This window comes from Moorella humiferrea, assembly GCF_039233145.1.
GTDB lineage: Bacteria > Bacillota > DSM-521 > Neomoorellales > Neomoorellaceae > Neomoorella > Neomoorella humiferrea.
The window spans coordinates 1,891,943-1,918,322 of sequence record NZ_CP136419.1 but is presented as its reverse complement, the minus strand read 5'-3'; the positions used below and the strand labels follow the sequence as shown (position 1 = coordinate 1,918,322).

Genomic DNA, 26,380 nt, shown 5'->3' with positions numbered 1-26,380 from the left:
TGGAGGGAGAAAAAGATGGCGGTCAGGGTTGATGAGGAAAAATGCACCGGTTGCGGCAGCTGCGTGGACGTTTGCCCGGTGGAGGCCATTACCGTGGATGGAGTAGCGGTTGTCAATGCCGATGAATGCCTGGAATGCGGCACCTGTGTTGAAGAATGTCCCAACGGAGCTTTAAGCCTTGATTAAAGCGTGGTGAAGGAAATGATTGTTACGGTGGCCAGCGGCAAGGGGGGGACGGGGAAGACTACCATCGTCACCAACCTGGCCCTGGCCCTGGCCAAAAAAATGCCGGTTCAGGTCCTAGACTGCGATGTGGAAGAACCCAATGCCCACCTTTTCTTAAAGCCTGAATTTCAGGAAGAAAGGGAAGTGACTCTGCCGGTCCCAGAAGTGGATGAAACTAAATGTACCGCCTGCGGCCGGTGCAGTGAAGTGTGCGCTTTTCATGCCTTGGCCGTTGCTGGAGGTAGGGTGCTTGTTTTTCCGGAGATGTGTCACGGCTGCGGCGGCTGTTCTCTAGTCTGCCCGGCCGGGGCGATAAGGGAAAAGCCGTACCGTATCGGTGTGGTGGCCAGGGGGCAGGCCGGGAATATCGATTTTGTCCACGGCAGGATCGATATTGGCATGCCCATGGCACCGCCGGTGATAAGGGCCGTAAAAAAACTTTCCCGAAGGGAAGGCCTTACCTTAATCGACGCTCCGCCGGGCACCTCGTGCCCGGTGGTTGCCGCCGTAAAGGGTAGCGACTTCTGCCTGCTGGTCACCGAGCCCACTCCCTTCGGCCTAAACGATCTCCGCCTTGCCGTGGGGATGGTGCGGGAACTGGGAGTGCCCTGCGCCGTGGTCATCAACCGTTCCACCCTGGGGGATCAGCGGGTGGAGCGTTACTGCCTGCGGGAAGGCATCCCCATTCTGCTAAAAATACCCTTTGATAAGGAATATGCCGCCACTTATGCCCGGGGAAGATGCCTGGTGGAAGATTATCCCCACTGGGTACCGTCCTTTATCGGCCTCTGGCAGGAGGTAGAGAGGCTGGTGTCACAGCGTGCAAGAGCTGCTGGTAATTAGCGGTAAGGGGGGCACGGGAAAAACAACTGTTACCGCTGCCCTGGCCGCCCTGGCGGAAGATAAGGTTCTGGCCGACTGCGATGTCGACGCTGCCGACCTGCATTTGCTTCTGCGGCCAGAGGTGGAAAGTGTAAATGAATTTTACGGATCCAAAAAGGCGGTTATCAACCCGAAATTTTGCAACCTTTGCGGCCGCTGCTTGGAAGCATGCCGTTTTGATGCCGTTTTGCAGGTAGTGTCGGAGAAAGCTGACGGGAAGGCCCGTTCGGACAGAGGGTCTTTCTATATCGATTCTCTGGCATGCGAAGGCTGTGGGGTATGTGCCCTTGTGTGCCCGACGGGAGCCGTGACCATGGAACCCAATCTTGCCGGCTACTGGTATATCTCGGAAACGCCTTACGGCTCCCTGGTCCATGCTCAGCTAGGTCTGGCTGAGGAAAATTCCGGCAAGCTGGTAACAAAGGTGCGTCAGGAAGCGCGGCGGCTGGGGGAGGAAAATAACGCCCGGCTGATTATTACCGACGGCCCGCCGGGCATCGGCTGTCCTGTTATTTCTTCGCTGACTGGCGTTACCCTGGCTCTGGTGGTGACGGAGCCAACGGCGGCTGGCCGGCACGACCTGGAACGGGTGGTAAAGCTTGCCGACCATTTCCACGTGCCGGTATCCGTTTGCATCAATAAGTATGATCTCGCACCGGAAAAAAGCAGGGAAATCGAGGCTTATTGTTATGAAACAGGGCTTAGCGTCGCCGGCAAAATACCCTATGATATCGATGTGGTCAGGGCCCTGGTAAACGGCGTTCCCCTTACGTCCTGCTCCCGGGGGGCGGCGGCCAAGGCGGTACAGGCCATGTGGGATAGCCTTCTGGTCCGGTTGGAAAAAATAGGAAATCAATAACCGGACGGGATTTTTAAATAAAACGGACCTATGCAATTTAAAAACATTGGCCGGGAGGATTCCGGCTTTTTTTGTAGAAGGATTAATTTAAATAACAGCAGGCATCAAGGGAAGCCGGTGTAAAACCGGCGCGGTCGCGCCACTGTAAGGGGGAGTGACCCCACATCAGGCCACTGGGTTTTGCCCTGGGAAGGCGTGGGGAAACGGTGAACCCGAGCCAGGAGACCTGGTGCCTGTCTTAGCAGCTGGTGCTCCCTACGCAGGATGGGGAAACAGCATGAACCCTGTTCTAGTTGGAGCAGGGTTTTATTTTTGAACAGGATAGGTGACCGGCCCCGAGGGGCCGGCTTAAATGCTGCCAACCGGCCCGGCAAGTGATTTCCAATAAGGCAAAACGACTGGAAGTTCACGATGCGCTGGGACTGTTATGGACGGCCTATTCTAACCCACCCGGGGAGTATGTAGGAAGGTGTTGGAAAAGGCCGTTTTGTTTTTAGATGTTATTAGGTATTATAAGCACTGGTGATAAAATTATCTGGTGGTATAGAGAGAACCTGAATAGTACCGGGCCCATCTGACAGGGATATCGGCCAGCTTTTAAGCCGGGTAAACAAATGGTACAATACCACTAAAGGAAATGTCCCGGGAGGGATGAACATGGCCGTTAACGAGGTTAAATTTACTTACGAGGACTATTGCCAGCTACCGGAGGACAAAAGGTATGAGCTCATCGGGGGGAAGCTGTATATGGTGCCGGCACCAAGTGTCATCCACCAGATGGTTTCCGGGAACCTGGAGTTTATTTTACGCCAGCATGTGGAAGAGCAAAAGATAGGGATAATTCTCCACTCACCTATTGATGTTTATTTAACACCGGAAGATGTCGTCCAGCCGGATATCATTTTTATCAGCAACGAAAGACGGGCCATCATCACTGAAGCCAATATCAAAGGCGGGCCGGACCTGGTAATTGAAATTCTCTCCCCTTCTACCGCTGAGCGGGATCAAGTAATCAAGAAAAAGTTATATGCCGCCCACCAGGTGCGGGAGATATGGTTTGTCCACCCTGTGGCCCAGACCATAGAAGTTTGTGCTTTTACTCCCGAAGGGGAGAAAAAAGATCTCTACACCCGGCGGGGAAAGGACCCTTTCGTTTCGACAGTTTTACCCAAGTTGGACTTAGATTTAGACCGGGTTTTTTAAAGTTTAAATATTTTAGCCGGACGGGCGGGTGGCGTTGAGTGTTTTTAGGGACTTCTGGTTGACATAAGTCCAGATTAAAGTTATCATATGAAACAGTTAAAGTTGAAAGCGGGGGAATAATATGCCGAGGCCGCCCAAGTGCCGGCGCGTGGAATTTTTACCCGGAGTTACCTATTTTAAACCGGCTGCCGTGCCTTTACGCCAGCTGGAAGAAGTCGTTTTGGCAGTAGAAGAACTGGAGGCAATACGCCTGAAAGATATAGAAGGGCTGGAGCAGGAAGAATGCGCCGCCAGGATGGGGGTTTCACGGCCGACCTTTTTCCGCATCCTCGGCGCGGCCCGCAGCAAGGTGGCCGACGCCTTAATTAACGGCAAGGCCATACGTATTGAAGGGGGAATATATCACCTGGTCGGCGCCAGGGCGCGCTGTGAAGAGTGCGGCCATGAATGGGAACTGGAAAAGGAACATAATGTTGAAACCTGTCCCCGTTGCGGCAGCAAAGAAGTTTTTGCAGGGCCGAAGCCGGGACATGGACGCTGCCGGCGGCACGGTTGGGAATAAGTTACGGGCGGCATTACTGGCCGCCCGTTTTAAGATCTTCCCCGGCAGTTTTGCGGATTATATTATCAAGCTGGCTTGTCGTCAAATTCGGCGTACCGGCATTGATGCGGGGGAGATATAACGGGTTAGTTTTTCTGGTAATGGCACCGGGACGGGTGGTAAAGATAAACTTAAAACCCGTTTCAGCCGCAACTTTGATTGATAAACTACCGGCGGCTCCAAAGGGCAATGCCAACGCCACGGCCGGATAATGTAGGTTGGCCTCAATTAGTTCCCGTGAATGCTGTAAATCCCTGCGGACCATCTCTTGAAATTCATTTGTATTTTGTCCTTTTAAAGGTCCGTTAAGGATGGGGCCGGTATGACCGTTGGCGAGGAGGGCATAGTCATGTAAATTATATGTATGAGATTGGGTTATAAACCCGGCAGAGGCCATTTCCGCGGCCTGTTGCCAGTTATAATGTTGGAGATTGCCCAGCTTTTGCCCCATATAGCCGACGATGGCGAAGGATAATGCAGGCATGTGCCTGGCCTTTAGTTCAGGTAATGCATATCGGTAGACGCTTTCGTAACCGTCATCGAAGGTAATGAGCACGGCGTTGTTGGGAATAGGTTTTCCGTTGAGGAAAGCCTCCATTTCCTGAAGGCCGACGGCTCTGTATCCTGCAGCCCGGAGCATATCCAGATGGTGCCGGAAGCGTTGGGGAGATATAACCAGCCCGGGAATTTCGTGCTCATCAATATGATGATAAATCAGGGCGACAACCTTGTCGGCAAAAATTTTTTTTCTAGGGTTATCGTTTTCTACCTCCTGAACAGGCGTGACGGCGGCTTCTTTAATTGTTGCAGTTTCGTTTTTAGCTTTTGTATCCGTTGTTTGTGCAAGGCTGTGTTGAGGCAACAGCGGCCTGCGATGAATCAAACTAAATAATAATAAAAAAACAAGAAATACAATCAGGGAGGTAGCGACGATATTCTTCTTCACATAAAAACCTCCTACATTCTTTCTTTATCTTTTACAATGAATTTTCTTCCCTCAACCGACGTCTGAGGGATAGAAATACTCCTCCCAGGGCTAAAATCATGCCCAGGGTGTGATACCACAAAAGTTTTTCGTTAAGGAGCAAGGCCGCTAAAATCACGGTAACGAGTGGGGTTAAGTTATTGAACATGGCTACAGTGCCGCTGCCGAGGCGGTTGACGGCTTCAAAGTTCAATAAAAGTGCTACCCCGGCTATAATGCCGCCCATATAAAAAAGTAACAGCCATTCCCACCAGGTAAGATGCCAGCCGTAACGTATTATTTCCCATAATCCTGGGGGCAGGAGAAAAATAGTTCCGAAAAAAAGGCTCCAGGTACAGGTGGTTATTGCTGGATAGCGATGGGTTTCTTTTTGTACGAGAATATTGGCCAGGGAAACGGCGATGACGTTTATCAAGAGAATAAGATCGCTTTTATGGAATTGTAAAGCCATGACGCGTTTAAGGGAACCTTCGCAAGATACAAGGGTTAAGCCGGCAAAGGCGATAACAACGCCTGCTATTTGAAATATGTTTGGTTTTTCATGCCAGCCGAGGGCGAGGAGAAGCAGGGTCACGGCAGGAGAAGTTGAAATGATGACGGCGGCGCTGATTGCCCGATTGTTCTGCATTGACCAAGCAAAAGTAACATAGGCGATGGTGACGCTTAATAAGCCTATGAGCATAAAAACGGGGAAGTCGTTAAGGCGTGGGCGGAGGGTGGCTCGCCGGGCAAAAGGTAGAAGAATTATTAAACCCAGTATACCGCGCAAAGTCGAGAGGGCTGCAGGAGGTACGTTGGGTGCCAGCAAACGGCCGGCTATAACATTGCCGCCGTAAAGAAAGGTGGCAATTGAGACGGCTACATAACCAAGCCTGAGGGAATTTTTGTGTTGTTTACAGTTGGGGATTGCCCTTTCTGTTTCCGGGCACATCGCCATGGTTATGCAGCCTCCCTGGGTTATAAAGGTTATAAAAGTAAAATACCAAGGTACAAAGACCTTGGTACAAAGTAATTGGTGCCGAAGGCGGGGGTCGAACCCGCACGGCCTCGCGGCCACCGGATTTTGAGTCCGGCGCGTCTGCCAGTTCCACCACTTCGGCTCGCGCTTTTTTATTTTAGCACAGACTTTTTATTCCTGCAAGGGCTAAAAAGGATTAAGGCGGTATAGTGGCGAATAGGAAAAGAGCTGGAAGGTGGTGGCAGGCGTGGTCCCGGATGATGAGCTTTTGTCCCGGAGCCAAAGGGGAGATATGGAGGCCTTTGTCCTTCTTATAGAGCGTTACCAGAAAATGCTTTATACCATAGCATTTCGCCTGCTGGGTAATTCCGAAGATGCCGCTGATGCCGCCCAAGAGGCCCTGGTACGGGCCTATAAGAACTTACCCGGCTTTCGCGGGGATTGTTCTTTCAGGACCTGGCTTAAATATATCATTACCAATATCTGTCGTGATGCGCTACGTCGTCGTAAGCGGCGGCCGACCATATCCCTGGAGGGTTTTCAGGAAGCCGAAGGCGTTTTTTTAGAAGTTGCAGATGGAAAAGTTTTATCTTCGCCTGAGGAAGTTTTCCTGGCCAGGGAAGGGGAAGATGTGATACATAAGCTGCTGCAGCTAATGAAACCCGAATACCGCATGACATTAATTATGCGGGATATCCAGGGATTTACTTATGACGAAATAGCAGCCATCTTGGGCTGTTCCGTAGGAACGGTGAAATCCCGCCTCAGCCGGGCACGGCAGTTCTTGCGGCAGTATTTACTTAAAGAGCGGGAACATTTAACTAATCCCGGCGTCTATATAAAAAAAGGCGGTGAGGGGCGGTGAAATGTCGTTACTACCGCGAACTCCTTTCATCTTATCTTGATAACGCCCTTACGGCGACAGAGCGCCGGGAAGTGGAAGAACATATAAATGGATGCAGGGCCTGCCGGGAGGAGTTGGAAGCCCTGCGCCGGACGGTGGAACTCCTGAAGGATTGGTCGGAGGAAGAACTGGACCTGCCACCGGGATTTGAAGAAGATTTACGACGGCGGCTGGAAGCGGCCTGCCGCCCCTGGTACCGGCGCCTGGGGCAAAGGGCATCACTGACGGCAGCGGCAATCATAATGGCGGTGTTTTTTACCGCTTTAACGGGTTACCATACTCGTTTTATCCACCCCTTTAGAAACAATGAGTCAGAGCCCCCATCTTACGAAATAGAGGCCCCGCCGTCCCCGGAACCGGTTAGTTTACCCCCGACGACTGCAAATCAGGAGGAAAAACAGGCGCCGGTTGCTCCTCTACAGGAAATACGCCGGCCAACTCAGGCAAAGAGGCCGCTTCAAGAGAAAGCCCTAGTCCCCCCGGCCGCCGAAGGGGCACCGTCGAAGGCAGCTCCTTCAATGGGTAGCGTCCCTTTAGATGCCCCCTTGCTTTTTACAAAAACAGATAACGATGCTGACTCAAAATTGTCGGTACCTGAAAAAGTATATGAAGAACCGGATACCGTTTCCGAACCAGCAGGAATTTCTGGGTCGCCCTCGCCGTAAGGGTGGCCTTTAAAATAGTAAAAAGAATTGCCTCCGAAGATAGAAATAGATAAAATAAAAGCAGCTTTTAACAAAGAAGGATGACCCATGACCGCAAAAAACGGCAGATTGTTGCTGGTGGATGGCAACAGCGTTATTCACCGCGCCTTCCACGCCCTGCCGCCCCTTCAGACTAAAGAAGGACAACCGACCAACGCCGTTTACGGTTTTGCCACCATGCTGCAAAAGGCCATGCAGCAGGTAAACCCCGACTATGTGATCGTAGCCTTTGACCACAGCAAAGTAACCTTCCGGCATGGGATTTATGGCGATTACAAAGGGACACGTCCGGAAACCGCTCCGGAATTAAGGCCCCAGTTTGCCCTGGTGAGGCGGCTCCTGGCGGCCTGGAGGCTGGCGAGTTGCGAGCTTGAGGGTTATGAGGCCGACGACCTTATAGGCACCTTAAGCCGTAAAGGGAAGGAAGCCGGGATGGAGGTCTTAATCTTGACCGGTGACCGCGACGCATTGCAGCTGGTGGATGAGGGGATCAAAGTTCTCCTCATGCGCCGCGGCCTATCCCAGGTGGATTTCCTTGACAGGGAAGCCATTAAAAAAACGTACGGATTGGAACCCAAACAGCTCATAGACGTTAAAGCCCTCATGGGGGACGCCTCCGACAATATTCCCGGCGTCCCGGGAATAGGAGAAAAAACGGCCGTTCAGCTTGTGCGCCAGTATGGCGATCTGGAAGGAGTCCTGGCCCACGCCCATGAGGTTAAAGGACGGAAAATCGCGGCCAACCTGGCGGCCTACGCCGACCAGGCCCGTCTTTCCAAGGAACTGGCCACCATTCACTGCGACCTGCCGGTAGAATTAGATCCCGGTGCCTGCCGTCGTGGGGAACCCGACTATCAGGCCGTCCTCGCCCTTTACAGGGAGCTAGAGTTTAACAGCCTGGTTAAAGACGTCTTAAAAGGGATGCAGGCGGAAACTTCAGGAGATAATTCCGTTACCGTAAAAACCCTTACACTACCTTCGCCGCGCTTTTTGACGGGCCTTGAGGAACTCTCCGAACTCGCCGGGCATTTGGCCGGCCGGAAAGAAGTCGCGTTGGTACTGACGCTAAACAGCGCCAATTATATGGAAGCCCGGGCTTTGGCCGTAGGTGTAGCCTGGGAAGGAGAAGCGGCGGCGCTAGATGCGGCATCCATACCGGCCGCCGGACTGGCCGCGGCCCTGGAACCTTTAATTGCCGCGGGCGCCATCTTTCATAATGCCAAGGAAGCTTTAGTATGGTTGAAGAAGGCCGGCGCCAGGCTATCCGACCCTGCCGGCGATACCATGATTGCCGGCTATCTCCTCAATCCGACGGCTTCACACCACGATCTGCCGGAACTCTGTCTGGAACACCTCCAACTGGCCTTGGTGGAAAACGGTTCAATAGTGGAAAACACCGCCCGGCGGGCCGCCGCCGTCAGCCTTTTACACGGCGAGCTGTTGGCCAAACTACAGGTGGCGGGTATGGGCGAGCTGTACCGGCGAGTAGAGCTCCCCCTGACCAGGGTTTTAGGGGAAATGGAGATCTTGGGCGTGGCCGTTGATTTAAAAACCCTGGAGCTGATGGGAGACGAACTGGAAGAGAGCATTGTGACTCTAACAGAAGAAATTTACCGTTTGGCCGGAGAAAAATTTAATATCAATTCATCACGACAGCTGGGAAATATCCTTTTTGAGAAATTGGGTCTTCCTCCCGTAAAGCGGACCAAAACCGGTTTTTCTACCGACGCGGCGGTCCTGGAAGAGCTAGCGGATAAGCATCCCATAGCCGCCAAACTTGTGGAGTACCGCCAGCTGACCAAATTAAAATCGACTTATATAGACGGCTTGAAGCCTTTGGTTAATCCTCATACAAAGAGCCTCCATACAACCTTTAACCAGACGGTTACCGCTACCGGCCGCCTGTCTAGCAGCGAACCCAATTTACAGAACATCCCCGTGCGTCTGGAAATAGGGCGACGCCTGCGACGTGCCTTTGTACCCCACTCCCAGGATCGTCTCCTTTTGGCCGCCGACTATTCCCAGATTGAACTGCGGGTACTGGCCCACATTTCCGGGGATCCGGGAATGATTGCCGCCTTTCGCCGCGGGGAAGACATCCACGCCCGGACGGCGGCGGAAGTTTTCGGCGTTCCTTTGAGTGATGTGACCCCCTTAATGCGCCGCAGCGCCAAGGCGGTGAATTTCGGTATCGTATACGGTATCAGCGATTTTGGCCTCAGCCGCGATCTGGGCATCAGCCGCAGTGAAGCCCGCGATTATATTAAACGGTATTTCGAGCGTTATCCGGGTGTTAAGGCCTATATGGAAGAAGTAGTTGCCAGGGCAAAGATGGACGGTTATGTAACTACCCTCTTAGGACGACGACGCTACTTGCCGGAACTCTTTAGCTCCAACCATACTGTGCGGAGCTTTGGTGAGCGGGCGGCAATGAATACTCCGATTCAGGGCAGCGCCGCCGATATTATAAAAATTGCCATGGTTAGGATTTTCCGTCTACTGGAGGAGCATTACCCGGAGGCATGGATGATTCTCCAGGTACACGACGAGCTGATTTTCGACGTATCCCGGGAGGAATTGCCGATCATTGCCGCCCTGGTAAAAGAGAACATGGAAAATACCCTGGAACTACAAGTACCTCTCCAGGTGGACTTGAAATGCGGACCGAACTGGTACGATATGGAACCTTATCATGGAGCGGAGAAAGATGCCGGAACTGCCTGAAGTAGAAACCATAAAACGCACCTTACGCCCCCATGTTCTGGGAAAGACGATTGCCGGGGTAGAGGTATACCACCCCGGCGTTATTGCTGTACCCGATGCAGTTACTTTTAAAGAACAGCTGACTGGTAAGGTAGTAACGGACCTGGAGCGCCGGGGGAAATATCTCCTTTTTTTCCTGGGGGATGAATACTGCCTGATCGGCCACCTGCGGATGACCGGTCGCCTTATGCTTGCGGCAGATTGCGAAAATATCCCTCCCCATACCCACGTTATTTTTTTCTTTGCCGGCGGGGGAGGTCTCCAGTGGGTGGACAGCCGGCGTTTCGGCCGCCTCTATTTTGGGAAAAAAGAAGAGATTGTGGCTTTGGCGGGTTTGGATAAGCTGGGTCCGGAACCCTTGGATCCTACCTTTGACGTTGAAGCCCTGGCGGCGATCTGCGCCGGTAGAAAACGTTCGATAAAACAGGTTCTTTTAGATCAACACCTTCTGGCCGGAATCGGCAATATTTATGCCGATGAGATGCTTTTTTTGGCAGGCATTCATCCTGCCAGACCGGCGGCCGATTTATCCGGGGAAGAACTAACACGACTTTATCATGCCATGCAAGATGTCCTGAAACAGGGTATAACTAATGGCGGTACATCTTTCCGGGACTATGTCGATGGATACGGACGGCAGGGGAAAAACCAGCATCACCTCCAGGTCTACGGCCGCGCCGGCCTTCCGTGTCGCCGCTGCGGACGGATTCTAACGAAGCTAAAGCTCGGCGGCCGCACGGCAGTATTTTGTCCGGCGTGCCAGCCATAAGTTTACAGGCACCCATTCCTCCCTTTGCCCGTATATTGTGTTACTGAAAAGTTGAAGGCAAGGGGTGGGATAAATTGCCATGTTGATGGCAACGCTACTTTTAGCCTTTGCTGCCAGTCTTGACGGTCTGGGCGTCGGTCTGTCTTACGGCCTGCGCAGTATCAAACTGCCGTGGTATTCTCTATTCATAATAGCCTTGGTGTCCCTGACCGTAAGCTTTTCCGCCATGGTCGGCGGACATTTTATAGTTAAGGTGTTTAGTCCGGCCCTTGCCGGGCATGTGGGAGCTGTTATATTATTAACACTGGGATTGGCCATAGTTCTGGAGGCTTATTGTAAAGAAGGTATTCCGGAAAAAGCCGTTGTTAAATTGCGCTTGCCCCGCCTCGGCCTTGTTATTCAAATTCTTAAAGAGCCTGTAAAGGCCGATGCCGACTCCTCGGGGAGCATCGGCGGGCGGGAAGCCTTTACCCTTGGCCTGGCATTGGCCCTGGATTCGATGGGTATAGGTTTCGGTGCCGCTGCCGCCGGTTTTTCCTTTCTTTTGACACCTTTATTATTGGGTGGAAGCCAGGTCCTGCTCATTCTAGTCGGCCTTTGCCTGGGAAGACGCTGGCGGCCGGTGAAAGTGGGATGGCGGGGTGCGGCCTTGCCGGGTTTAATTTTAATTGCCATAGGGATTTGGCGCTGGTAGGAGTAGGGATGATGTTTGTTATCGGCCTAACTGGGGGTATAGCCGGCGGCAAAAGTACCGTCGCCGCAATTTTAAAAGACCTGGGGGCGAAAGTCATCGATACGGATCAGGTTGCCAGGGAGGTGGTACTTCCCGGCGAGCCTGCTTATCGCGATATAGTCGCCGCCTTTGGTAAGGGAATTGTTCTCCCCGACGGGCAACTTAACCGTAAGGCCCTGGGGCGTATTGTTTTCAGGGACGCCGCTGCCCGGGAATTGTTGAACGCCATTACCCATCCCCGTATTCGCGCGAGGGTCGAGGCCCGCCTGGAAGATTTAAAGCGAACTGATCCCGGGGCGGTGGTCGTGATAGAAGCCCCCCTCTTAATTGAAGCGGGTATGGATGACATGGTTGATGCCGTCTGGGTGGTGACCGCACCGGAAGGGGTGCGGTTAAAAAGACTGATGGAACGGGACGGGCTCTCACTGCAGGAAGCGCGGAACAGGCTCCAGGCCCAGATGGAAGAAGGGGAAAGGTTACGTTACGCCACCAAGATAATACCGACAGGCGGCGATTTTGAAGCCACCCGCGCCAGCGTTCTGGCAGCCTGGCAGGAAATCCAGGGGAGCCGGAAGCTATCCTAAAGATAGGAGGTTTTTCATGATAAGAACCTGGCGCCGTTTCCTGTGGCTAACGGCGGTCGCGGCGCTTCTTTTCTATCTTGTACCCCGGGCGGCCCGAGTCCTTTATCCTTTACCCTACATAGATATAATCACCCTTTATGCCCATCGTGAAGGGATAGATCCCCTCCTCGTCGCCGCGGTAACTCGTGTTGAAAGTAAATTTTATCCCCATGCCCAATCCGATCAAGGGGCCCGGGGATTGATGCAATTGATGCCGGAGACGGCCAGGCTTGCGGCCGAGCACCTAAAACTCCCCTATGAACCCGACTTACTTTTTACTCCAGAATATAACCTGCGTCTGGGTTGCTGGTACCTGGCCGAATTGTTGAGGGAGTTCGGCGACCTTCCTACAGCTCTGGCGGCATACAACGGCGGACGGGGCAATGTCCACAGCTGGCTGGAGGAGGGGAACTGGGACGGGAGCCTCCAAAATTTAGATAAGGTACCGTTTGGGGAAACCCGGGAGTTTGTCCGCCGGGTCCTTTTAAACTACCGCATATACCGTTTTTTATATCCCCATATCCATTAGCAGGTATTTGGCCTTAAAAGCCGAATAATATAGAAAACCTTTTAACGAGATGAACAAAGGTCGAGGAGTGAATTTTAATGGCGATGGAGGTTACGGATTCCCTGGCCAAGGTAAAAAAGCTGCAAGTATCCCCGGAGGGGCGCTTTTATTCTGCCCGGCACGAAGAGATAGCCGGGGGCGCAACCACCGATATATATTTTGTCCGGACTTATGAAATCCTTAAGGCCCTAGGCAAAGCCGATACCGTCGTAACCGCCGAAATTTTTCCACGCCGCGCCGGGATTCTTTGCGGCGTCGACGAGGTTCTGGAACTGCTACGGGATAAAAGGGTTGCCATCTGGGGCCTCCCCGAGGGAAGCTCCTTTTCTCCTAAAGAAGTAGTCATGCGTATACAAGGCCCTTATAGTGAATTCGGGCTGTTTGAAACACCCCTGCTTGGAATGCTTGCCAGTTCTAGCGGCTGGGCCACCGCCGCCCGGGAAATTAAAGAGGCGGCCGGGGAGCATCCCTTTTTCTGCTTCGGCGCCCGCCACGTACACCCTGCCGTGGCTCCGGTGATGGAAAGGGCGGCCATTGTCGGCGGAGCCAGCGGGGCCAGCTGCATCCTGGCGGCCAAATTAGCCGGACAGGAACCCCAGGGAACAGTGCCCCATGCCGTTTTCCTTATAATCGGCGACACCGTTGAGGGAGCCCTGGCCTACCATCGCCTGATGCCCCCTGATGCCAAGCGTACTATTTTAGTCGACACTTTTAAGGATGAGGCGGAAGAAGCTCTGCGGGTGGCGGAAGCTTTGGGTCCAGCCCTGGACGGAATACGTTTAGACACCCCCAGTGAGCGGGGAGGCGTTACGCCGGAACTGGTGCGGGAAGTGCGTTACCGTCTGGATATGGCCGGCTTCCCGCATGTGCGTATTTTCGTTTCCGGTGGCCTGACGCCGGAGCGCATTCGCGCCCTCATCGAGGCGGGGGCCGATGCCTTTGGCGTAGGCAGCTATATATCGGGGGCGGCGCCCATTGACATGACTATGGATTTGAAAGAAGTCGAAGGACGGCCGGTGGCCAAACGGGGACGTCTCCCCGGGATTATTCCCAATCCCAGGTTACAGAAATTAAAGTAAAGGGGAAGGGCAACGTATCCTTGACAGGAAGGCCTTTTAAGGTTTATAATTAACTTTGCCGGTACGCGGCGATGGCGGAACTGGCAGACGCGTACGTTTGAGGGGCGTATGGCAACAGCCGTGCGGGTTCAAGTCCCGCTCGCCGCACCACAGAAAACGTGGGTAAACCCCACGTTTTTTTATTGCCCGACGCAGCGTCCTCCGAGGGAGTTTTTTCTTTAGCTCCTGGAATATACATTTAATGTACTTTGCCCTTGGAGGGAAAGGCTTGTGCGGCGGTTGAAAAAAGCGATAATAATTCTATTCTTGGCCCTGGGCGGCACGTCCTTTGCAGTTCTACCCATTCAAAACCTTTTTGTCCCCGTTCTTGCTTCCTCAGGCGAAGGGAAGGAACTCCGCGGTCGTCTGCAGCAGATTTTTACCGCCAGATTCAAAGGTCTTATCAGCGGCAGTTATGAAGGCCTGGAAGCCTATTACGATACCACCGCCACTTCGGGGCTTTTTGCCTTAAACCATGAAATAGGTCGCATCAAATACGTCCATGAATGGCTGAAACAGCGGCAGGTTATCCTTACCGGCGGGAAATTGGATTTGGCTGTAGTTGATACCGGCGAAGAGAACGGCAGGCAATGGGCTTCTGTTTCCCAGCATATTATCCTTAGTTACCGGCATCAAGGGGAAAGGGAAGATACTGTAAACCAGATGGGCGTGAGGACCATTCATTGGGTGGAACTAGTAAAACGCAACGAGCAATGGTTAATCATCAAGGATTGGTACTGGGATCCCTTTGAGGCCGACGATCTTGAACCGGAGGTTGCTCCGGGGACTGCCAGGTGTAACGTGGCAATACCTACAGCTCCTTCCGGTAAATACAACCGGCAGGCGGCTGTCCAGTATGCCGAACGCTACAGCGGCGTCCGCCTCGGCACCGGTGACGGCCGCTATAACCGGGCTTACCGCGATTTCACCGGTCTCGGCGGCGACTGCGCCAATTTTGCCTCCCAAGTCCTAACGGATGAGAAGGCCGGCGGCATACCTCGGGATTGGGCCTGGAATTACTACAATGGTGAAGGCAGCCAGGCGTGGGCCCAGGCTGAAGCCCTGGTGCACTATCTTATAAACAGCGGTCTGGCCGTAAGAATTATGCGCGGCGACTTTGATGAGGTCACTAAAGCCTCACCTGCTTATCCCCAGGGAGCCGTCAATGCCCTCCATGAAGGAGACATTATCGCTTATGAAGAAGGGGGCGCCATCAGCCATGTATCTGTTGTCGTAGGGCGGGATTCCGCCGGCTACATATTGGTCAACAGCCATACGGCCGATCGCGCCCGTGTTCCCTGGGATATGGGATGGGATAAACAGACAATCTATTGGCTGCTGCAGATAGTTTATTAACGGCGCTAAATTAGAAGCCGATCCAGGTGACGACTTCATCCAGGGCTTTGCGCGGAGCCGGTTCCGGGCTTTCGGCGGGATAACCTAATGGCGTGACGGCGACGATTTCTTTATCGGCGGGGATTTCCAGGACCTTGCGCAACTCTGTCTCGTTATTTAAAGGCCCCGTCATCCAGCAGGTGCCCAGGCCTTCATTGGCGGCTGCCAGGAGCAAAATGGTAAAGGCTGCTGCAACGCTTTCGAGATTCATCTTGCGTGTACCCGGCTGGCCGTGGGCGCGGGTCAAAGCGACAACGGCCACCGGAGCCCCGCCTAAAGTCCTGGCCCAACGTAAAAAGTCTTCCTGCTGGGGGGTGCGCTGGCCGGCAGGTGGCATGCCGAATTCCACGATGCGGCCATAGCTCGCTGCCAGGGCGTCTTTTTTGGGGCCGGTTATAACTAAAAACTCCCATTGTTGCCAGTTGAGGCCGGAAGGCGCCCAGGTAGCCATTTCCAGAATACGGGTGATTACTTCCTTTGGGACCATGTCCGGCTTATACCTGCGAATGCTGCGTCGCCCTTTAATGGCTGCATAAAGATCCATTTGCACTTCAACTCCTTTAACCCTTTTTATAATAATTATTATTTTGTTTTTGCCATTAAATGTCAAGGCATGCCTTAAAATGTCTGCCCGCATAAATGAGCGTTATACAGGGATAAAATAACCCCAAAAGCTTAATTTTATCCGGAGGTGACGGCATGCCTGATCAAGAAAAGCAGTGGGAGGATTGGAAGGATTCCCTAGCCAGGATGGTCAATATCGGCAGTAAAATGGGCCTTGGTGAAAAAACAATAAATAATCTTGCCTATCGTTTAGGTAATTGGCTGGCCGAACACATAGACCCCGGGAGCCGGGAGCAAAGGGTAATCAAGGAACTATGGGATGTTGCCGGGGAAGATGAGAGAAGGGTCCTGGCGGCCTTGATCGCCAGAATGGTCAGCGACGGCCGGCGGCAGGAGGATATGGTCCATTAAGATAGGGGGAGCCAAAGGGCTCCCCCTAAAAAATTTAATTAAGTAGTTAATTAAATTTCTTTGATGGCATCGGTAGGACAGGATTCAATGGATTCCCTGGCACAGTCTTCGGCATCTTCGGGCACTTCATCGACGATTACCTGAGACAGCCCCTCGTCGTTCCAATCAAAAACGCTGGGGCATAAATCAATGCAGGTGCCGCAGGCTATACATAGATCTTGATCGACAGTTACCTTCATTTTTGACCCTCCAATCTTTTTCCCAAAGTATTAGGTATTTTGCGCCGCCGTCCCCTATTTCATACTAACGGGTTGCCTCCTTAGTACGTGGGGTTTTCACCCAGGTTTGGGGCTGGCGATTTAAAGCCTTCATAATGGAGGCCGCGGTATATGGCAGCGGCAGGAAAAAACTGGCTAAAGGCAAAACCAGAAGTTGCATGGCGCCGATTAATTGTTGCCACCAGCCGACCGGAGTCATATGGCGGCTAAAATGCACATAGGCCAAAAAGGTAAAGGCATAGTAAACAAAGGTCAGGTAATGGAGGACGCGCCTGAACTCCACGGGCAGGATGGAAGGATCGAGACCGCCGTTTAGTCCCAGCAGGAGAAGGAGCAGTGCAACTATCACGGCACCCTGGTAAAGAAGCCACTCGCCCTGACCCTTCCAGAACAGGTTGTGCAAAATGGGGCCCCGTTTATCCCATGAATATTGATAGGCATAACGGAATTTATCGCATACCTGGAGATGGCCGCTGCCCCACCTCAGCCTCTGGCGAAAGAAGGCATAGAAGGTAGCCGGTGTCTGTTCAGTGCTATAATAAGGGAAGTACTCGGCCCAAACTCCCGTTTTTAAATACGCCCTTACTCCCAGTTCCAGGTCTTCCGTCAGGGCCCGGTGATCGTAGCCGCCGATCTCCTCCAGGAGGCGTCGTCCGACAAAGAGGTTAGTTCCCCCTACGAAAGGCAGCTTTTTCATTAAAACCGGCAGATAGATTTTATGGGAGATGGCCTGATATATGGCGGCGATTTTAGTTATAAAGCCCAGTTGGTAGAAATTGCGCACCTGGAAGACCGGACCCTGCCAAATGCGTTCCCGGGGGTCATGAAGCCAGGACCAGGCTATGTAGAGGAGCACGTCGGCTTCCGGATGGCTTTCGGCGTCATAAAAACCGCAAATGGTAGTCCGTGGATCTACAAATTCCAGGCCATAATTAAGGGCTCGACCTTTGGTTGAAGTGATACTGTGCCCCCTCCGGGAACCGCGAAAACGACCGTCGAAATCATAGGGAACGGTACAATGTTTTAACTGTGGTGCGTCACCACGGGCCGTGAATTCCCGGATTTTAGCCTCAACTACTTCCATGGTGGTAGGCCCTTGCTGTTCGCCGGCAGCCTTGGCCATGGCTTCTTTTTCGTCGGTGATAACCAGGATTTCATAGCGATCGTTGGGATAATTTAAAGAAGCAAGGTGTTCGATGGTGTTGGCTATGACCTCGGCCTCATTTCTTGCCGGCACGAGAATTGTAAAGAATGGGAGCTCCAAATTTTTAGATGCCGCCAACGCCGCCACTTTTTCTATACTGAGTTTAGTACGTTTGCTCCAGTGGGTGCGATATGAATACCACATCCAGTAAAAATACCGCAAGAAAAGGGCGAAAAACAAAAGATAAAACCATACCGAAAAAAGATAAAGCATTTGCGCGGAGCTGATTATTTCCCAATCCATTATAATCTCTCCCCAATCTGGGTATTTACGCCGCTCCTTATTATAGCATTACAACTTTGCGGTACCAATGGGCTCTAATGACTGTACAAAGGCAAATTTAGCCTTCAAAACGTCTGGGGGATTGATTATCCATATTTTAGTCCCTTTTGCGCTACTTTCGACTGTATTCCATATACTGGCATTTAAATATTGACGGCGTAATATAAAAAAAGTATAATTAAAGAGGAGGTGCATAAATTGCTTGATAACATATCGCTAGCGGTGGCCTTTTCTGCCGGAATCCTTTCTTTTTTTTCACCCTGTATTATCCCCCTGCTTCCGGCTTATTTTTCGTATTTGGGAGCGTCGGCCGCAGGAGGCGAGGAAGAAGGAAAAAAGCGCGTTTTTTTGGTCGGGCGGGCGGTGCTCTTTATTTTCGGTTTCTCCCTGATCTTTATCGTTTTGGGGATGCTCAGCGGAAGCCTGGGATTTCTGCTCCTTCAATATCGTAGCCTTTTAAACCGCATTGGCGGACTGCTCATTATTTTTTTCGGCCTGTATGTGGCCGGAATTGTCCGTCCTTCCCTGCTTAATCGTGAAAAAAAGTGGCACTTGCAACCCCGCGCTCCCGGCGCCCTGGCCTCCTTTCTTATGGGAATGGCCTTTGCGGCAGGATGGACACCTTGTATCGGCCCCGTTCTGGCTTCTATTTTAATTTATGCCGGCAGTCAGGCTACATTATTTAAAGGAATGGTTCTCCTGGCCTTTTATTCCCTGGGTCTGGCGGTACCCTTTATCCTCACGGCCCTGGCCATGGGAACCGTTTTACAGCTTTTACGGCGGTCTTCTCGTTATTTACCCATTATATCCTTTATTAGCGGTATTATACTGGTGATAATGGGGCTGCTAGTCTTCAACGGGAGGTTGCTATATGGTTAAAAGCTTAAAGGCTCCAGTTGTCATTGTTGTTATCATGGCCGTCGTTTTAATTGCTTCTTTTATTTTACCGACACTGCGGGGTAGCAAGGTGACGGCTCCCGACTTCTCCCTGCCTGTTCTAGACGGCGGCGAGGTGAACCTGGCAGGTTTAAAGGGCCAGGTAGTTGTTTTGAATTTTTGGGCGACCTGGTGCCCTTACTGTGTTGCCGAAATGGAAGAACTCGACGCCGCGGCTGCCAGGCTGGCTCCCAGGGGAGTTAAGGTCCTGGCCGTAAACATTATGCAGCGGGAAACCGAAGATAGTATCCGCAGATTTCTCGGTGAGAAGCGTCATAATTACATGGTGCTTTTGGATGCGGGCAGCCGGGTGGCAGGAAGCTATGGTGTAGGCGGCATCCCCACCACTTTTATTATCGACCGCCAGGGTCAGATACGGCGGGTAAAACAGGGTCCCCTGGCGCCGGGGGAACTCGACAATCTCGTTAAAGACTTGCTTTAAAATGGGAAAAGCCCCGCTGAGCGGGGCTTTTCCCATTAGAGCTTAGAGGCCGGTATAGCCGCGCATCATGCCGGGGCCGAAGAAGGCGGAATTCTGGTTGCCTTGATTGGGAGCGTTGCCGAAACCGCCGCGGAAACCGCGGCCCCAGCCGCCCATCATACCGTAGCCGTTACCGCAGAAACCGGGGCCGGGAACGAAGCCGTTTTGCGCCCGGTATTCTTCCATCGCCTGAATGCGCTGCTTTATCAGGTCGCCCTGTTCCTTAGTCAGCTGACCGCTTTCTACATATTTGTCGATTATTTGCTGGCGCAGCGCTATAATCTGCTGGTACAGGGATTCAATTTCGGCCTTTTGCTGGTCGCTTACTGCGGCGAAGGCTACCGGCGTCAGCACCCCGAGGGTTAACACTACGGCGAGGATGAGTGCTATTTTTTTCATCCTCTAACCACCTCCTCTCGCTTTTTATTCTATCCGCCGACAGTGATAAAATTATGACCAAAATATGAAGAAAATGTGAAACTTGACACGGGTAGAGGTTTTATTTATACTTAATTCGAAAATACTATAAGTATAACACTAATATTATACCAGGAGAGCGAAAACATGCGCGTTATGGGTACACGCATCAGGGAACTTAGGGAAGAGCGGGGTTATTCCCTCCATGATCTGGCAAAAAAGGCTTCGATTTCAGTTTCATATTTGAGCGAAATCGAGCGGGGCGCGAAGAAGCCTTCCCTAAAAACCCTTGACAAAATAGCCAAAGCCCTGAATTATCCAAGGGAACAGCTTATTGACGCAGGTCAAGAGCGGGGAATGGGGCTGGGAGAAAGGATTCGGCTTTTACGGGAAGAAAAAGGAAAAAGCCTGACCGCCCTGGCCGAAGAAGCGGGGATTTCGCCGTCGTACCTCAGCGAGATTGAACGGGGTAACGTGTACCCTGCGGTGGATACTTTAAAAAAAATTACCGCCGTCCTCCAGGTACCCCTCAGCACCATCCTCGGGACCCCTGGTTCCCTGGGGCAAAAATTACGTCAGGCCCGGGAGGAGCAGGGTTTCACCCAGGCGGAGCTTGCCCGGGCCGCCGGTGTTTCCGCCGGCCTTATCGGCCAAATCGAGCAGGGGAAAGTTCAACCTTCCTTAAAAACCCTGGAAAAAATAGGTGAAGTCTTAAATATTTCCCCCTGCTATTTTATAGCCGACGATGCCGGAGTGGATGAGATATTGAACCAAATGTGCCCTGCCGTACGGCGGTTGCTCACGGAGCCCCAGGTACAGGCGGTGTTACGTCTGGTATGCAACTGTACCGAGGAAGAACTGCGTTTTATCTTAAATTTTATTCAGCTTTATAAACGAAGCCATTAGCTAAAGGTTCAATCCAGCGATAGTCTCCTGAAGGGTGACTGCCGAATGCTGCAGGGCGGCAAGCTCTTCGCTGCCGAGGGGAATGGCCAGGATCTTTTCCCGACCGCTGCTGCCCACGATGCAGGGAAGGCTTAAGGCCACTTCGCCTTCGATACCGTAAAGGTTGCGGATTACGCTGGAAACCGTAAGGACGGCCTTCTCGTCTCTAATAATGCTTTCGGTGATCCGGCTTAAAGCCAGGGCCACGCCGTAGGCGGTAGCACCTTTGCGTTCAATGATGGCGTAGGCGGCTTCGCGCACGCGGCGGCTCATCTCCTCCCGCAGGGCGTTTTCTTCCGTTGTACCGTCCAGGAGGTAGAAATCTGCCAGGTCGATGCCGGCAACATTGGCCAGACTCCAGACGGGGACTTCGGTATCACCGTGTTCACCGATAACATAGGCGTGGATGTTGCGCGGGTCGACGTGAAGGTGCCTGCTTAATAGGTGGCGGAAACGGGCGCTGTCCAGAACGGTACCTGAACCTAAAACCTTATTTTCCGGCAGTCCGGAAAGTTTCCAGGCTACATAGGTTAATACGTCGACGGGATTGGCAACCATGAGGATTAAGGCGTCGGGGCAGTATGGCAAAAGAGGAGGCAGGGCTTCCTTTACAATGGCCGCGTTACGGTGCACCAGCTCAAGGCGTGTTTCTCCCGGACGCTGATTGGCGCCGGCCGTAAAGATAACGATGCGGGCACCGGCACAGTCGGAGGCATGCCCGGCATAAATTTTTACGGGGCGGATCAAAGTGGCTGCATGGGCAAGGTCCATGGCTTCCCCTTCGGCCCGGGCATGGTTAATGTCTACGAGCACTATTTCTTTAACCAGGGGAGTGAAGAGGAGGGCAAATGCCGTACTGGCGCCGACGTATCCGGCACCGACGATGGCGACCTTTGCCGGAAACTCTGGGGGCATTATATCACCTCCATCCCTATAATCTACTTTTAGCAAATTAGTTATACGACGAGCGGGGTTCGTGGGGATGAACCTGAATTTATGGCTAACCTTTATCACTACCGTTGAAAAGGGCACCCTTTCCGCGGCGGCGGAAGAACTTCACCTGACCCAGCCGGCGGTAAGCAAACAGCTGCAGGCCCTTGAAGATTTCTACGGCGTGCGCCTTCTCGAACGCAGGGGGCGTGAGGTGCGTCTTACGGCCGCCGGCAGGATCTGTTTTCGGCATGCCAAGGCCATTTTGCGCCACCTGGAACAGAGCCGGCGGGAGCTGGCGGAACTTACGCGGCTGGTAAAGGGGCGCCTGCTCCTCGGTGCCAGCACCATTCCGGGCCAGTATATCCTCCCTCGGCTTATCGGCAATTTCCGGCAGGAGTATCCCCAGGTGGAGGTGGTTGTGGAGATCGCCGATTCGCAAGAGGTGATACGGCGCCTGCAGAGCGGAGAGATAGACTTGGGGTTAGTTGGGGCCGGTGGACGCGGTCGGAATTTGACATACAGCCGCCTGGTTGAAGATGAGATTGTACTAATCGTTCCTGCAGGCCATCGCCTGAGTGGCCTTAAAAATGTAACGGTAAAGGACTTGGAAGGGGAACCCCTGGTCTGGCGGGAAGCGGGTTCTGGAACCCGGCGGGTTGTTGAAGAACGCCTGCAGAAGGCCGGCTTTAACGTTAACCCCGACCAAATCGTCATGGAGCTGGGCAGTACCGAAGCCATTGTCAGCGCCGTCGAGGCGGGCCTGGGAATTTCCCTAGTTTCTTGCTGGGCGGCGGAAAAGGGACTGAAATTGGGCCGGCTTGTTGCCGTGCCCCTCCAGGGAGTTAACTTAAAGCGCGATTTGTATCTGGTGCGCCGTCGTCAGCCCTTGAATCCTGCAGCAGAAGTTTTTGTCGGTTATGTAGAAAAACATCCGCCACAGCCCCCGGCTGTTGACAGATGCTGTCTGATAGGTTAAGATTAGCTTAAAATAATACCATCTCCGAGCTGGTATACCTAAGGGTGTAGGGCGCCTATGGTATGCCGGCCTGGGTTTTCACCAACCCACGGGGTAGGCCGGGAAACGGGCCTGCCTCCCCAAGCTCGGAAAGGAGATGCATGATATAAGGGCACTAGGCGCCCCGGCATCCTTTGCGAGCCGGGGTTATTTATTTTAAAATTGCGGGAGGTCGATTTTATTGTATCGGCGGCTAATGAAGGCGGCAATCATAACCTTATTAATTACCCTTCCACTAGCCGGATGCAATTCCCGGAAGGCGGCGGTGACGGCGGAGGCACAGGGGGAAAAGAAAGTCCTTGAGGTTTTTGCTGGTGCGGCCAGCAAACCGCCTCTGGAGGAATTGGCAGCCATGTATAAGGAAAAGTACGGCGTGGAAGTAAACCTTACCTTTGGCGGTTCGGGCAGCGTCCTTTCCCAAATGAAACTATCGCGACAGGGCGACGTCTATATTCCTGGTTCCTCCGATTTTATGGAGCTGGCCAAAAAAGAGGGCATCGTCGATCCCCAAACTGAAAAAGTGTTGGTCTATTTGCTACCTGCAATAAATGTGCCAAAAGGTAATCCCCAGGGGATAAAAACGTTAACTGATTTAACTCGTCCCGGAGTGCGGGTGGGGATGGCGCGCCCGGAGACGGTCTGCGTCGGTCTATACGGGGTGGAAATCCTCGAGAATGCCGGTTTGGCCGATCAGGTCAGGAAAAATATTGTAACGTATGCGGAAAGCTGCGAAAAGACGGCGAACCTGGTTGCCTTAAAGCAAGTAGACGCCGTTTTGGGTTGGGATGTTTTTGCCAAGTGGGACCAGGACAAAATCGAAACCGTATATTTGCCGCCGGAACAGATAACCCGTATCGGTTATATCCCGGCAGCGGTAACCACTTATTCCCGGCAAAAGGAACTGGCCGCCTCTTTTGTAAATTTTCTAACTTCAGACGCGGGCAAAGGGGTTTTTCGTAAATACGGCTATATGGTAGATCTTGAAGAAGCACGGCAGTTTGCGCCCGATGCTCCAGTAGGCGGTGAATATGAACTACCTCCAGACTGGCGCAAGTAGGTGAAGGATTTGATGCTAAGGAAAGTCGCTACCGCCAGGGCATTTAGCGTGGCCTGCGGCGGCCTGCTTATCATGGTTTTGATGTATATAATTCTCCTTCTTGTTTCCCAGGCGACTTATTTAAATAAAGGCGTTATTGTCGAAAGCTTAAAAGACCGGGAAATTCAATTTGCCCTGCTTCTATCATTAAAAACGGCTTTGGCAGTGGCCGCCGTAGCCCTTTTAATCGGCGTTCCCGCCGGTTACGCCCTGTCCCGCTTTAACCTCCCGGCCAAAGCGGTTATCGATACCTTCATGGATCTGCCGGCCCTTATTTCCCCTGTTGCCCTGGGAGCCATGCTGCTGATATTTTTTAATACGGCTCCGGGCATGTTTTTTCAGGAGCGTTTCTTTCCGGTAGTTTTTGACGTAAAAGGCATCATTGTCGCCCAGGCCACTATAGTCGTTTTTCTGGCCATTCGCCTGATGAAGTCGATCTTTGACGGCATCGACCCGGCCTATGAAATGGCCGCCCGCGTCCTCGGAGAGAGCCGGGCCGGGGCCTTCTTTAGGGTAACCCTCCCCATGGCCAGGTCCGGCATAACAGCCGCCTTTATCCTTTCCTGGGCGCGGGCGCTGGGGGAGTTCGGCGCTACCGTCACCCTGGCGGGTGCCACCAAGATGAAAACAGAAACCTTGCCCATAGCCATATATTTAAATCTATCGTCAGTAAAAATTGAAAAGGCCGTAGCCTTGATATGCATAACGATATTCATGGCCTTTTTAATCCTGCTCGTCTTAAGGCTCCTGACGGACAAAGGGGCGCTGTACCGATGATCCGGGTAGAAAATTTAACCGTAACGGGCTCGAACTTTCACTTAGACGATATATCTTTTCAGGTGGACAAAGCTGAATACCTGATTGTTCTAGGTCCTTCAGGGGCCGGCAAGACGGTGCTGCTGGACACCCTGGCGGGCCTTAAAAAACCCCGCAAAGGAAGGATTCTCTTTTCCGGCCGGGATGTAACGAGGGCCCTGCCGGAAGAAAGGAAAATCGGGTACATTCAGCAGAATCTGGCTTTGTTTCCCCACCTTTCGGTTTTGGAAAACATCACCTTCGGCGCTCGCCCCAACGGCATTCCTCCGGCCAGGGCGCGCGAAAGGGCAAGGGAATTGGCGGCTTTCCTCGGCATTGAACACCTGTTGAACCGAACCGATCCCCGGACTTTAAGCGGGGGTGAAAAACAGCGGGTGGCCCTGGCCAGGACCCTGCTGGTACAGCCCGATATAATTTTAATGGACGAGCCCTTTTCCGCCCTGGATAGTTTCACCAGGAGGCAGCTCATTTTCCTTTTGCCGGAGATTTTTAGCCGCTTTCAGGTGACGGTCGTCCATGTCACCCATGATCTTCAGGAGGCCTTTCTCCTTGGCGATAAGATTGCCGTTTTAATCTCCGGGCGGCTGCATCAAGTAGGTACCAGGGATGAAATTTACCGTCGGCCGGCGACCATGGCCGTAGCCAGGCTGCTCTTGAACCGGAACACTTTTCGCGGCCGGATAATTTCCGTGGGATGTGAAGACATGTTGGCCGAGAGCGAGGAGGGCATCGAGTTTAGTCTGCCAGCAGTTTCCGGCCTTCGACCCGGCGAAGGCATCAACTTCGGCATCAACCCGCGGGAAGTGGTCATTATACGTCCCGCGCGTCCTTTAACGCCGCGGGTGCAATCCAATATCTTTGCGGCCAAGGTACGGCGGGTTTTCGATCAGTTCGGCAGTTATTTGTTATTTTTAGAACTGGACGGTACGGGTCGGGAGATAGAGCTGGAACTTCCCGGTTATATTTATCACGATATGAACATATCTCCCGGTAAGCAGGTAACGGTGTCCTTAAAAAAAGATTCCTTTTGGGTTTTACCGGTAGACGATGAGGATGATATAATTATTTAATATAGCAGTCGTAAGCGAGGCGTAAGCATCGTGCATGAAGCAGCCGGGATCGTCCTGGCGGGGGGTAAGAGCACCCGGATGGGTACAAATAAAGCCCTTTTACCCCTGGGGCAGGTTTCCATGTTGGCCAGGGTGGTGGCGGCCCTTCGGCCTTTATTTTCCGAGATAATAGTAGTAACAAATACCCCGGAGCTGTATCAAGATCTCGGGACCAGGTTGGTGACGGACGTCATTCCCGGACGGGGTCCTTTAAGCGGTTTCCATGCCGGCCTTATGTATTCACCCTATCGCTACAACTTTATCGTTGCCTGCGATATGCCTTTTATCGACCCTGGTTTTATCAGCCATCTCATTAAACAGGCCGAAGGTTACGATGTGGTGGTACCGCGCCTTGGCGAGTATTTGCAGCCCCTCCATGCCGTTTATTCCCGGGAATGCCTCAAAGCAGTGGAAGAATGCTTGCGAGAGGGGCAGTATAAAGCTTTTGCCTTTTATCCAAAGGTAAAGGTGCGTTATGTCGATATCGACCGCCTGCAAGGGATTGACCCGGAAAGGGTTTTTTTCAATATTAATACCCCTAAAGACCTGGCGCGGGCACGACAGTTGCTGGATAACAGCATGAAGCATGCGAAGGGATGAGGA

At 52.6% G+C, this 26,380-nt stretch carries 30 protein-coding genes, 2 tRNA genes and 2 riboswitches; of the genes, 24 read left to right on the top strand and 8 right to left on the bottom strand.

The features are described 5' to 3' along the window. Nucleotides 1-15: 15 nt before the first annotated feature. The 5 genes from MHFGQ_RS10030 to MHFGQ_RS10010 all read left to right on the top strand — a co-directional run bounded on the left by MHFGQ_RS10030 (nt 16) and on the right by MHFGQ_RS10010 (nt 3,731). On the top strand, nt 16-186 hold the full coding sequence (locus tag MHFGQ_RS10030; protein WP_106006447.1) for a 4Fe-4S binding protein: 171 nt from the start codon (nt 16-18) through the stop codon (nt 184-186). Nucleotides 187-201: 15 nt separating this feature from the next. Next, nucleotides 202-1,068 (top strand): ATP-binding protein, encoded by an 867-nt coding sequence (locus MHFGQ_RS10025; protein ID WP_106006448.1) that lies wholly within the window; start codon nt 202-204, stop codon nt 1,066-1,068. Next, nucleotides 1,046-1,966 (top strand): ATP-binding protein, encoded by a 921-nt coding sequence (locus tag MHFGQ_RS10020; RefSeq protein ID WP_106006505.1) that lies wholly within the window; start codon nt 1,046-1,048, stop codon nt 1,964-1,966. Before MHFGQ_RS10025 ends, MHFGQ_RS10020 begins: the two co-directional genes overlap by 23 nt. A 107-nt stretch (nt 1,967-2,073) precedes the next feature. Next, nucleotides 2,074-2,194: riboswitch (cobalamin riboswitch) on the top strand. A gap of 429 nt (nt 2,195-2,623) precedes the next feature. After that, entirely contained in the window at nt 2,624-3,169 is a 546-nt protein-coding gene (locus tag MHFGQ_RS10015) for a Uma2 family endonuclease (protein ID WP_106006449.1), read from the top strand. 121 nt (nt 3,170-3,290) lie between these two features. Continuing rightward, the gene (locus MHFGQ_RS10010) at nt 3,291-3,731 is read left to right on the top strand and encodes a DUF134 domain-containing protein (RefSeq protein ID WP_106006450.1); all 441 of its coding nucleotides are present in this window, start codon (nt 3,291-3,293) and stop codon (nt 3,729-3,731) included. Nucleotides 3,732-3,744: 13 nt separating this feature from the next. Here the strand turns inward: MHFGQ_RS10010 and MHFGQ_RS10005 are convergent, their stop codons facing one another. From MHFGQ_RS10005 to MHFGQ_RS09995, 3 genes are all read right to left on the bottom strand, one after another. Next, nucleotides 3,745-4,716, bottom strand: coding sequence for a polysaccharide deacetylase family protein (locus tag MHFGQ_RS10005; RefSeq protein ID WP_106006451.1), 972 nt, complete (start codon nt 4,714-4,716; stop codon nt 3,745-3,747). Nucleotides 4,717-4,747: 31 nt separating this feature from the next. Further along, the gene (locus MHFGQ_RS10000; RefSeq protein ID WP_106006452.1) at nt 4,748-5,692 is read right to left on the bottom strand and encodes a DMT family transporter; all 945 of its coding nucleotides are present in this window, start codon (nt 5,690-5,692) and stop codon (nt 4,748-4,750) included. Nucleotides 5,693-5,768: 76 nt separating this feature from the next. Beyond that, nucleotides 5,769-5,855: transfer RNA gene (locus tag MHFGQ_RS09995), tRNA-Leu, on the bottom strand. A 105-nt stretch (nt 5,856-5,960) separates the two neighbouring features. Between MHFGQ_RS09995 and MHFGQ_RS09990 the strand changes: the two genes are divergently transcribed. The 10 genes from MHFGQ_RS09990 to MHFGQ_RS09945 all read left to right on the top strand — a co-directional run bounded on the left by MHFGQ_RS09990 (nt 5,961) and on the right by MHFGQ_RS09945 (nt 15,251). After that, nucleotides 5,961-6,578: an RNA polymerase sigma factor gene (locus tag MHFGQ_RS09990; protein ID WP_106006453.1), complete on the top strand. Its 618-nt coding sequence runs from the start codon at nt 5,961-5,963 to the stop codon at nt 6,576-6,578. Beyond that, the gene (locus MHFGQ_RS09985) at nt 6,575-7,282 is read left to right on the top strand and encodes an anti-sigma factor family protein (protein ID WP_106006454.1); all 708 of its coding nucleotides are present in this window, start codon (nt 6,575-6,577) and stop codon (nt 7,280-7,282) included. The genes MHFGQ_RS09990 and MHFGQ_RS09985 overlap by 4 nt, the downstream gene beginning before the upstream one ends. 87 nt (nt 7,283-7,369) lie before the next feature. Beyond that, nucleotides 7,370-10,045, top strand: coding sequence for a DNA polymerase I (gene polA, locus MHFGQ_RS09980; RefSeq protein ID WP_106006455.1), 2,676 nt, complete (start codon nt 7,370-7,372; stop codon nt 10,043-10,045). Further along, entirely contained in the window at nt 10,029-10,853 is an 825-nt protein-coding gene (gene mutM, locus MHFGQ_RS09975) for a DNA-formamidopyrimidine glycosylase (RefSeq protein ID WP_106006456.1), read from the top strand. Before polA ends, mutM begins: the two co-directional genes overlap by 17 nt. Before the next feature lie 79 nt (nt 10,854-10,932). Beyond that, on the top strand, nt 10,933-11,547 hold the full coding sequence (gene ytaF / locus MHFGQ_RS09970; RefSeq protein WP_106006457.1) for a sporulation membrane protein YtaF: 615 nt from the start codon (nt 10,933-10,935) through the stop codon (nt 11,545-11,547). A gap of 11 nt (nt 11,548-11,558) precedes the next feature. Further along, the gene (gene coaE, locus MHFGQ_RS09965; protein ID WP_106006458.1) at nt 11,559-12,170 is read left to right on the top strand and encodes a dephospho-CoA kinase; all 612 of its coding nucleotides are present in this window, start codon (nt 11,559-11,561) and stop codon (nt 12,168-12,170) included. Between the two features lie 16 nt (nt 12,171-12,186). Next, nucleotides 12,187-12,738 carry a lytic transglycosylase domain-containing protein gene (locus tag MHFGQ_RS09960; protein WP_245907912.1) on the top strand — a complete coding sequence of 184 codons (552 nt, stop codon included), beginning with the start codon at nt 12,187-12,189 and terminating at the stop codon, nt 12,736-12,738. Nucleotides 12,739-12,821: 83 nt separating this feature from the next. Next, nucleotides 12,822-13,856 carry a nicotinate phosphoribosyltransferase gene (locus MHFGQ_RS09955; RefSeq protein WP_170066409.1) on the top strand — a complete coding sequence of 345 codons (1,035 nt, stop codon included), beginning with the start codon at nt 12,822-12,824 and terminating at the stop codon, nt 13,854-13,856. A 65-nt stretch (nt 13,857-13,921) separates the two neighbouring features. Then, a tRNA-Leu gene (locus MHFGQ_RS09950) sits at nt 13,922-14,006 on the top strand. Nucleotides 14,007-14,126: 120 nt separating this feature from the next. Further along, nucleotides 14,127-15,251: an amidase domain-containing protein gene (locus MHFGQ_RS09945; protein WP_106006460.1), complete on the top strand. Its 1,125-nt coding sequence runs from the start codon at nt 14,127-14,129 to the stop codon at nt 15,249-15,251. 10 nt (nt 15,252-15,261) lie between these two features. Here MHFGQ_RS09945 and MHFGQ_RS09940 read toward each other — a convergent pair whose 3' ends face one another. Then, on the bottom strand, nt 15,262-15,834 hold the full coding sequence (locus tag MHFGQ_RS09940; protein WP_106006507.1) for a nitroreductase family protein: 573 nt from the start codon (nt 15,832-15,834) through the stop codon (nt 15,262-15,264). A 155-nt stretch (nt 15,835-15,989) separates the two neighbouring features. On the opposite strand from MHFGQ_RS09940, the gene MHFGQ_RS09935 reads away from it, so the two are divergent. After that, nucleotides 15,990-16,265 (top strand): DUF3243 domain-containing protein, encoded by a 276-nt coding sequence (locus tag MHFGQ_RS09935; protein ID WP_106006461.1) that lies wholly within the window; start codon nt 15,990-15,992, stop codon nt 16,263-16,265. Nucleotides 16,266-16,315: 50 nt separating this feature from the next. On the opposite strand, the gene MHFGQ_RS09930 is transcribed toward MHFGQ_RS09935, so the two are convergent. Further along, a complete protein-coding gene (locus tag MHFGQ_RS09930; RefSeq protein ID WP_106006462.1) occupies nt 16,316-16,504 on the bottom strand; it encodes a ferredoxin in 189 nt (62 codons plus the stop codon). A gap of 64 nt (nt 16,505-16,568) precedes the next feature. Further along, on the bottom strand, nt 16,569-17,990 hold the full coding sequence (locus MHFGQ_RS09925; protein WP_106006463.1) for a glycosyltransferase family 2 protein: 1,422 nt from the start codon (nt 17,988-17,990) through the stop codon (nt 16,569-16,571). 237 nt (nt 17,991-18,227) lie between these two features. On the opposite strand from MHFGQ_RS09925, the gene MHFGQ_RS09920 reads away from it, so the two are divergent. After that, complete coding sequence (locus MHFGQ_RS09920; RefSeq protein ID WP_106006464.1) at nt 18,228-18,908, top strand: cytochrome c biogenesis CcdA family protein; 681 nt, start codon at nt 18,228-18,230, stop codon at nt 18,906-18,908. Beyond that, nucleotides 18,901-19,407: a peroxiredoxin family protein gene (locus tag MHFGQ_RS09915; protein ID WP_106006465.1), complete on the top strand. Its 507-nt coding sequence runs from the start codon at nt 18,901-18,903 to the stop codon at nt 19,405-19,407. Before MHFGQ_RS09920 ends, MHFGQ_RS09915 begins: the two co-directional genes overlap by 8 nt. A 42-nt stretch (nt 19,408-19,449) precedes the next feature. On the opposite strand, the gene MHFGQ_RS09910 is transcribed toward MHFGQ_RS09915, so the two are convergent. Then, complete coding sequence (locus tag MHFGQ_RS09910) at nt 19,450-19,845, bottom strand: YckD family protein (protein ID WP_106006466.1); 396 nt, start codon at nt 19,843-19,845, stop codon at nt 19,450-19,452. A gap of 165 nt (nt 19,846-20,010) precedes the next feature. Here MHFGQ_RS09910 and MHFGQ_RS09905 point away from each other — a divergent pair, with 165 nt between their 5' ends. Next, entirely contained in the window at nt 20,011-20,769 is a 759-nt protein-coding gene (locus MHFGQ_RS09905; RefSeq protein ID WP_106006467.1) for a helix-turn-helix domain-containing protein, read from the top strand. Here the strand turns inward: MHFGQ_RS09905 and MHFGQ_RS09900 are convergent, their stop codons facing one another. After that, entirely contained in the window at nt 20,770-21,723 is a 954-nt protein-coding gene (locus tag MHFGQ_RS09900; protein WP_106006468.1) for an L-lactate dehydrogenase, read from the bottom strand. A gap of 67 nt (nt 21,724-21,790) precedes the next feature. On the opposite strand from MHFGQ_RS09900, the gene MHFGQ_RS09895 reads away from it, so the two are divergent. From MHFGQ_RS09895 to mobA, 5 genes are all read left to right on the top strand, one after another. Then, nucleotides 21,791-22,717 (top strand): selenium metabolism-associated LysR family transcriptional regulator, encoded by a 927-nt coding sequence (locus MHFGQ_RS09895; RefSeq protein ID WP_106006469.1) that lies wholly within the window; start codon nt 21,791-21,793, stop codon nt 22,715-22,717. 11 nt (nt 22,718-22,728) lie between these two features. Further along, nucleotides 22,729-22,869, top strand: a riboswitch (molybdenum cofactor riboswitch). Nucleotides 22,870-22,937: 68 nt separating this feature from the next. Next, complete coding sequence (gene modA, locus MHFGQ_RS09890) at nt 22,938-23,813, top strand: molybdate ABC transporter substrate-binding protein (protein WP_211292946.1); 876 nt, start codon at nt 22,938-22,940, stop codon at nt 23,811-23,813. Between the two features lie 12 nt (nt 23,814-23,825). Then, entirely contained in the window at nt 23,826-24,629 is an 804-nt protein-coding gene (locus tag MHFGQ_RS09885) for an ABC transporter permease (RefSeq protein WP_106006470.1), read from the top strand. Further along, a complete protein-coding gene (locus tag MHFGQ_RS09880; RefSeq protein WP_170066405.1) occupies nt 24,626-25,738 on the top strand; it encodes an ABC transporter ATP-binding protein in 1,113 nt (370 codons plus the stop codon). The genes MHFGQ_RS09885 and MHFGQ_RS09880 overlap by 4 nt, the downstream gene beginning before the upstream one ends. Nucleotides 25,739-25,768: 30 nt before the next feature. Then, nucleotides 25,769-26,377, top strand: a complete 609-nt coding sequence (gene mobA, locus MHFGQ_RS09875) for a molybdenum cofactor guanylyltransferase (RefSeq protein ID WP_245907913.1) — start codon at nt 25,769-25,771, stop codon at nt 26,375-26,377. The last annotated feature ends 3 nt before the right edge of the window (nt 26,378-26,380 follow it).

Excerpts from the sequence above, each read along its gene's own strand:
- MHFGQ_RS10030 (WP_106006447.1), top strand. The coding sequence starts at position 16 with ATGGCGGTCAGGGTTGATGAGGAAAAATGCACCGGTTGCGGCAGCTGC.
- MHFGQ_RS10025 (WP_106006448.1), top strand. The coding sequence starts at position 202 with ATGATTGTTACGGTGGCCAGCGGCAAGGGGGGGACGGGGAAGACTACC.
- MHFGQ_RS10015 (WP_106006449.1), top strand. The coding sequence starts at position 2,624 with ATGGCCGTTAACGAGGTTAAATTTACTTACGAGGACTATTGCCAGCTA.
- MHFGQ_RS10010 (WP_106006450.1), top strand. The coding sequence starts at position 3,291 with ATGCCGAGGCCGCCCAAGTGCCGGCGCGTGGAATTTTTACCCGGAGTT.
- MHFGQ_RS10000 (WP_106006452.1), bottom strand. The coding sequence starts at position 5,692 with ATGGCGATGTGCCCGGAAACAGAAAGGGCAATCCCCAACTGTAAACAA.
- polA (WP_106006455.1), top strand. The coding sequence starts at position 7,370 with ATGACCGCAAAAAACGGCAGATTGTTGCTGGTGGATGGCAACAGCGTT.
- mutM (WP_106006456.1), top strand. The coding sequence starts at position 10,029 with ATGCCGGAACTGCCTGAAGTAGAAACCATAAAACGCACCTTACGCCCC.
- ytaF (WP_106006457.1), top strand. The coding sequence starts at position 10,933 with ATGTTGATGGCAACGCTACTTTTAGCCTTTGCTGCCAGTCTTGACGGT.
- coaE (WP_106006458.1), top strand. The coding sequence starts at position 11,559 with ATGTTTGTTATCGGCCTAACTGGGGGTATAGCCGGCGGCAAAAGTACC.
- MHFGQ_RS09960 (WP_245907912.1), top strand. The coding sequence starts at position 12,187 with ATGATAAGAACCTGGCGCCGTTTCCTGTGGCTAACGGCGGTCGCGGCG.
- MHFGQ_RS09955 (WP_170066409.1), top strand. The coding sequence starts at position 12,822 with ATGGAGGTTACGGATTCCCTGGCCAAGGTAAAAAAGCTGCAAGTATCC.
- MHFGQ_RS09940 (WP_106006507.1), bottom strand. The coding sequence starts at position 15,834 with ATGGATCTTTATGCAGCCATTAAAGGGCGACGCAGCATTCGCAGGTAT.
- MHFGQ_RS09935 (WP_106006461.1), top strand. The coding sequence starts at position 15,990 with ATGCCTGATCAAGAAAAGCAGTGGGAGGATTGGAAGGATTCCCTAGCC.
- MHFGQ_RS09930 (WP_106006462.1), bottom strand. The coding sequence starts at position 16,504 with ATGAAGGTAACTGTCGATCAAGATCTATGTATAGCCTGCGGCACCTGC.
- MHFGQ_RS09925 (WP_106006463.1), bottom strand. The coding sequence starts at position 17,990 with ATGGATTGGGAAATAATCAGCTCCGCGCAAATGCTTTATCTTTTTTCG.
- MHFGQ_RS09915 (WP_106006465.1), top strand. The coding sequence starts at position 18,901 with ATGGTTAAAAGCTTAAAGGCTCCAGTTGTCATTGTTGTTATCATGGCC.
- MHFGQ_RS09910 (WP_106006466.1), bottom strand. The coding sequence starts at position 19,845 with ATGAAAAAAATAGCACTCATCCTCGCCGTAGTGTTAACCCTCGGGGTG.
- MHFGQ_RS09905 (WP_106006467.1), top strand. The coding sequence starts at position 20,011 with ATGCGCGTTATGGGTACACGCATCAGGGAACTTAGGGAAGAGCGGGGT.
- MHFGQ_RS09900 (WP_106006468.1), bottom strand. The coding sequence starts at position 21,723 with ATGCCCCCAGAGTTTCCGGCAAAGGTCGCCATCGTCGGTGCCGGATAC.
- MHFGQ_RS09895 (WP_106006469.1), top strand. The coding sequence starts at position 21,791 with ATGAACCTGAATTTATGGCTAACCTTTATCACTACCGTTGAAAAGGGC.
- MHFGQ_RS09885 (WP_106006470.1), top strand. The coding sequence starts at position 23,826 with ATGCTAAGGAAAGTCGCTACCGCCAGGGCATTTAGCGTGGCCTGCGGC.
- MHFGQ_RS09880 (WP_170066405.1), top strand. The coding sequence starts at position 24,626 with ATGATCCGGGTAGAAAATTTAACCGTAACGGGCTCGAACTTTCACTTA.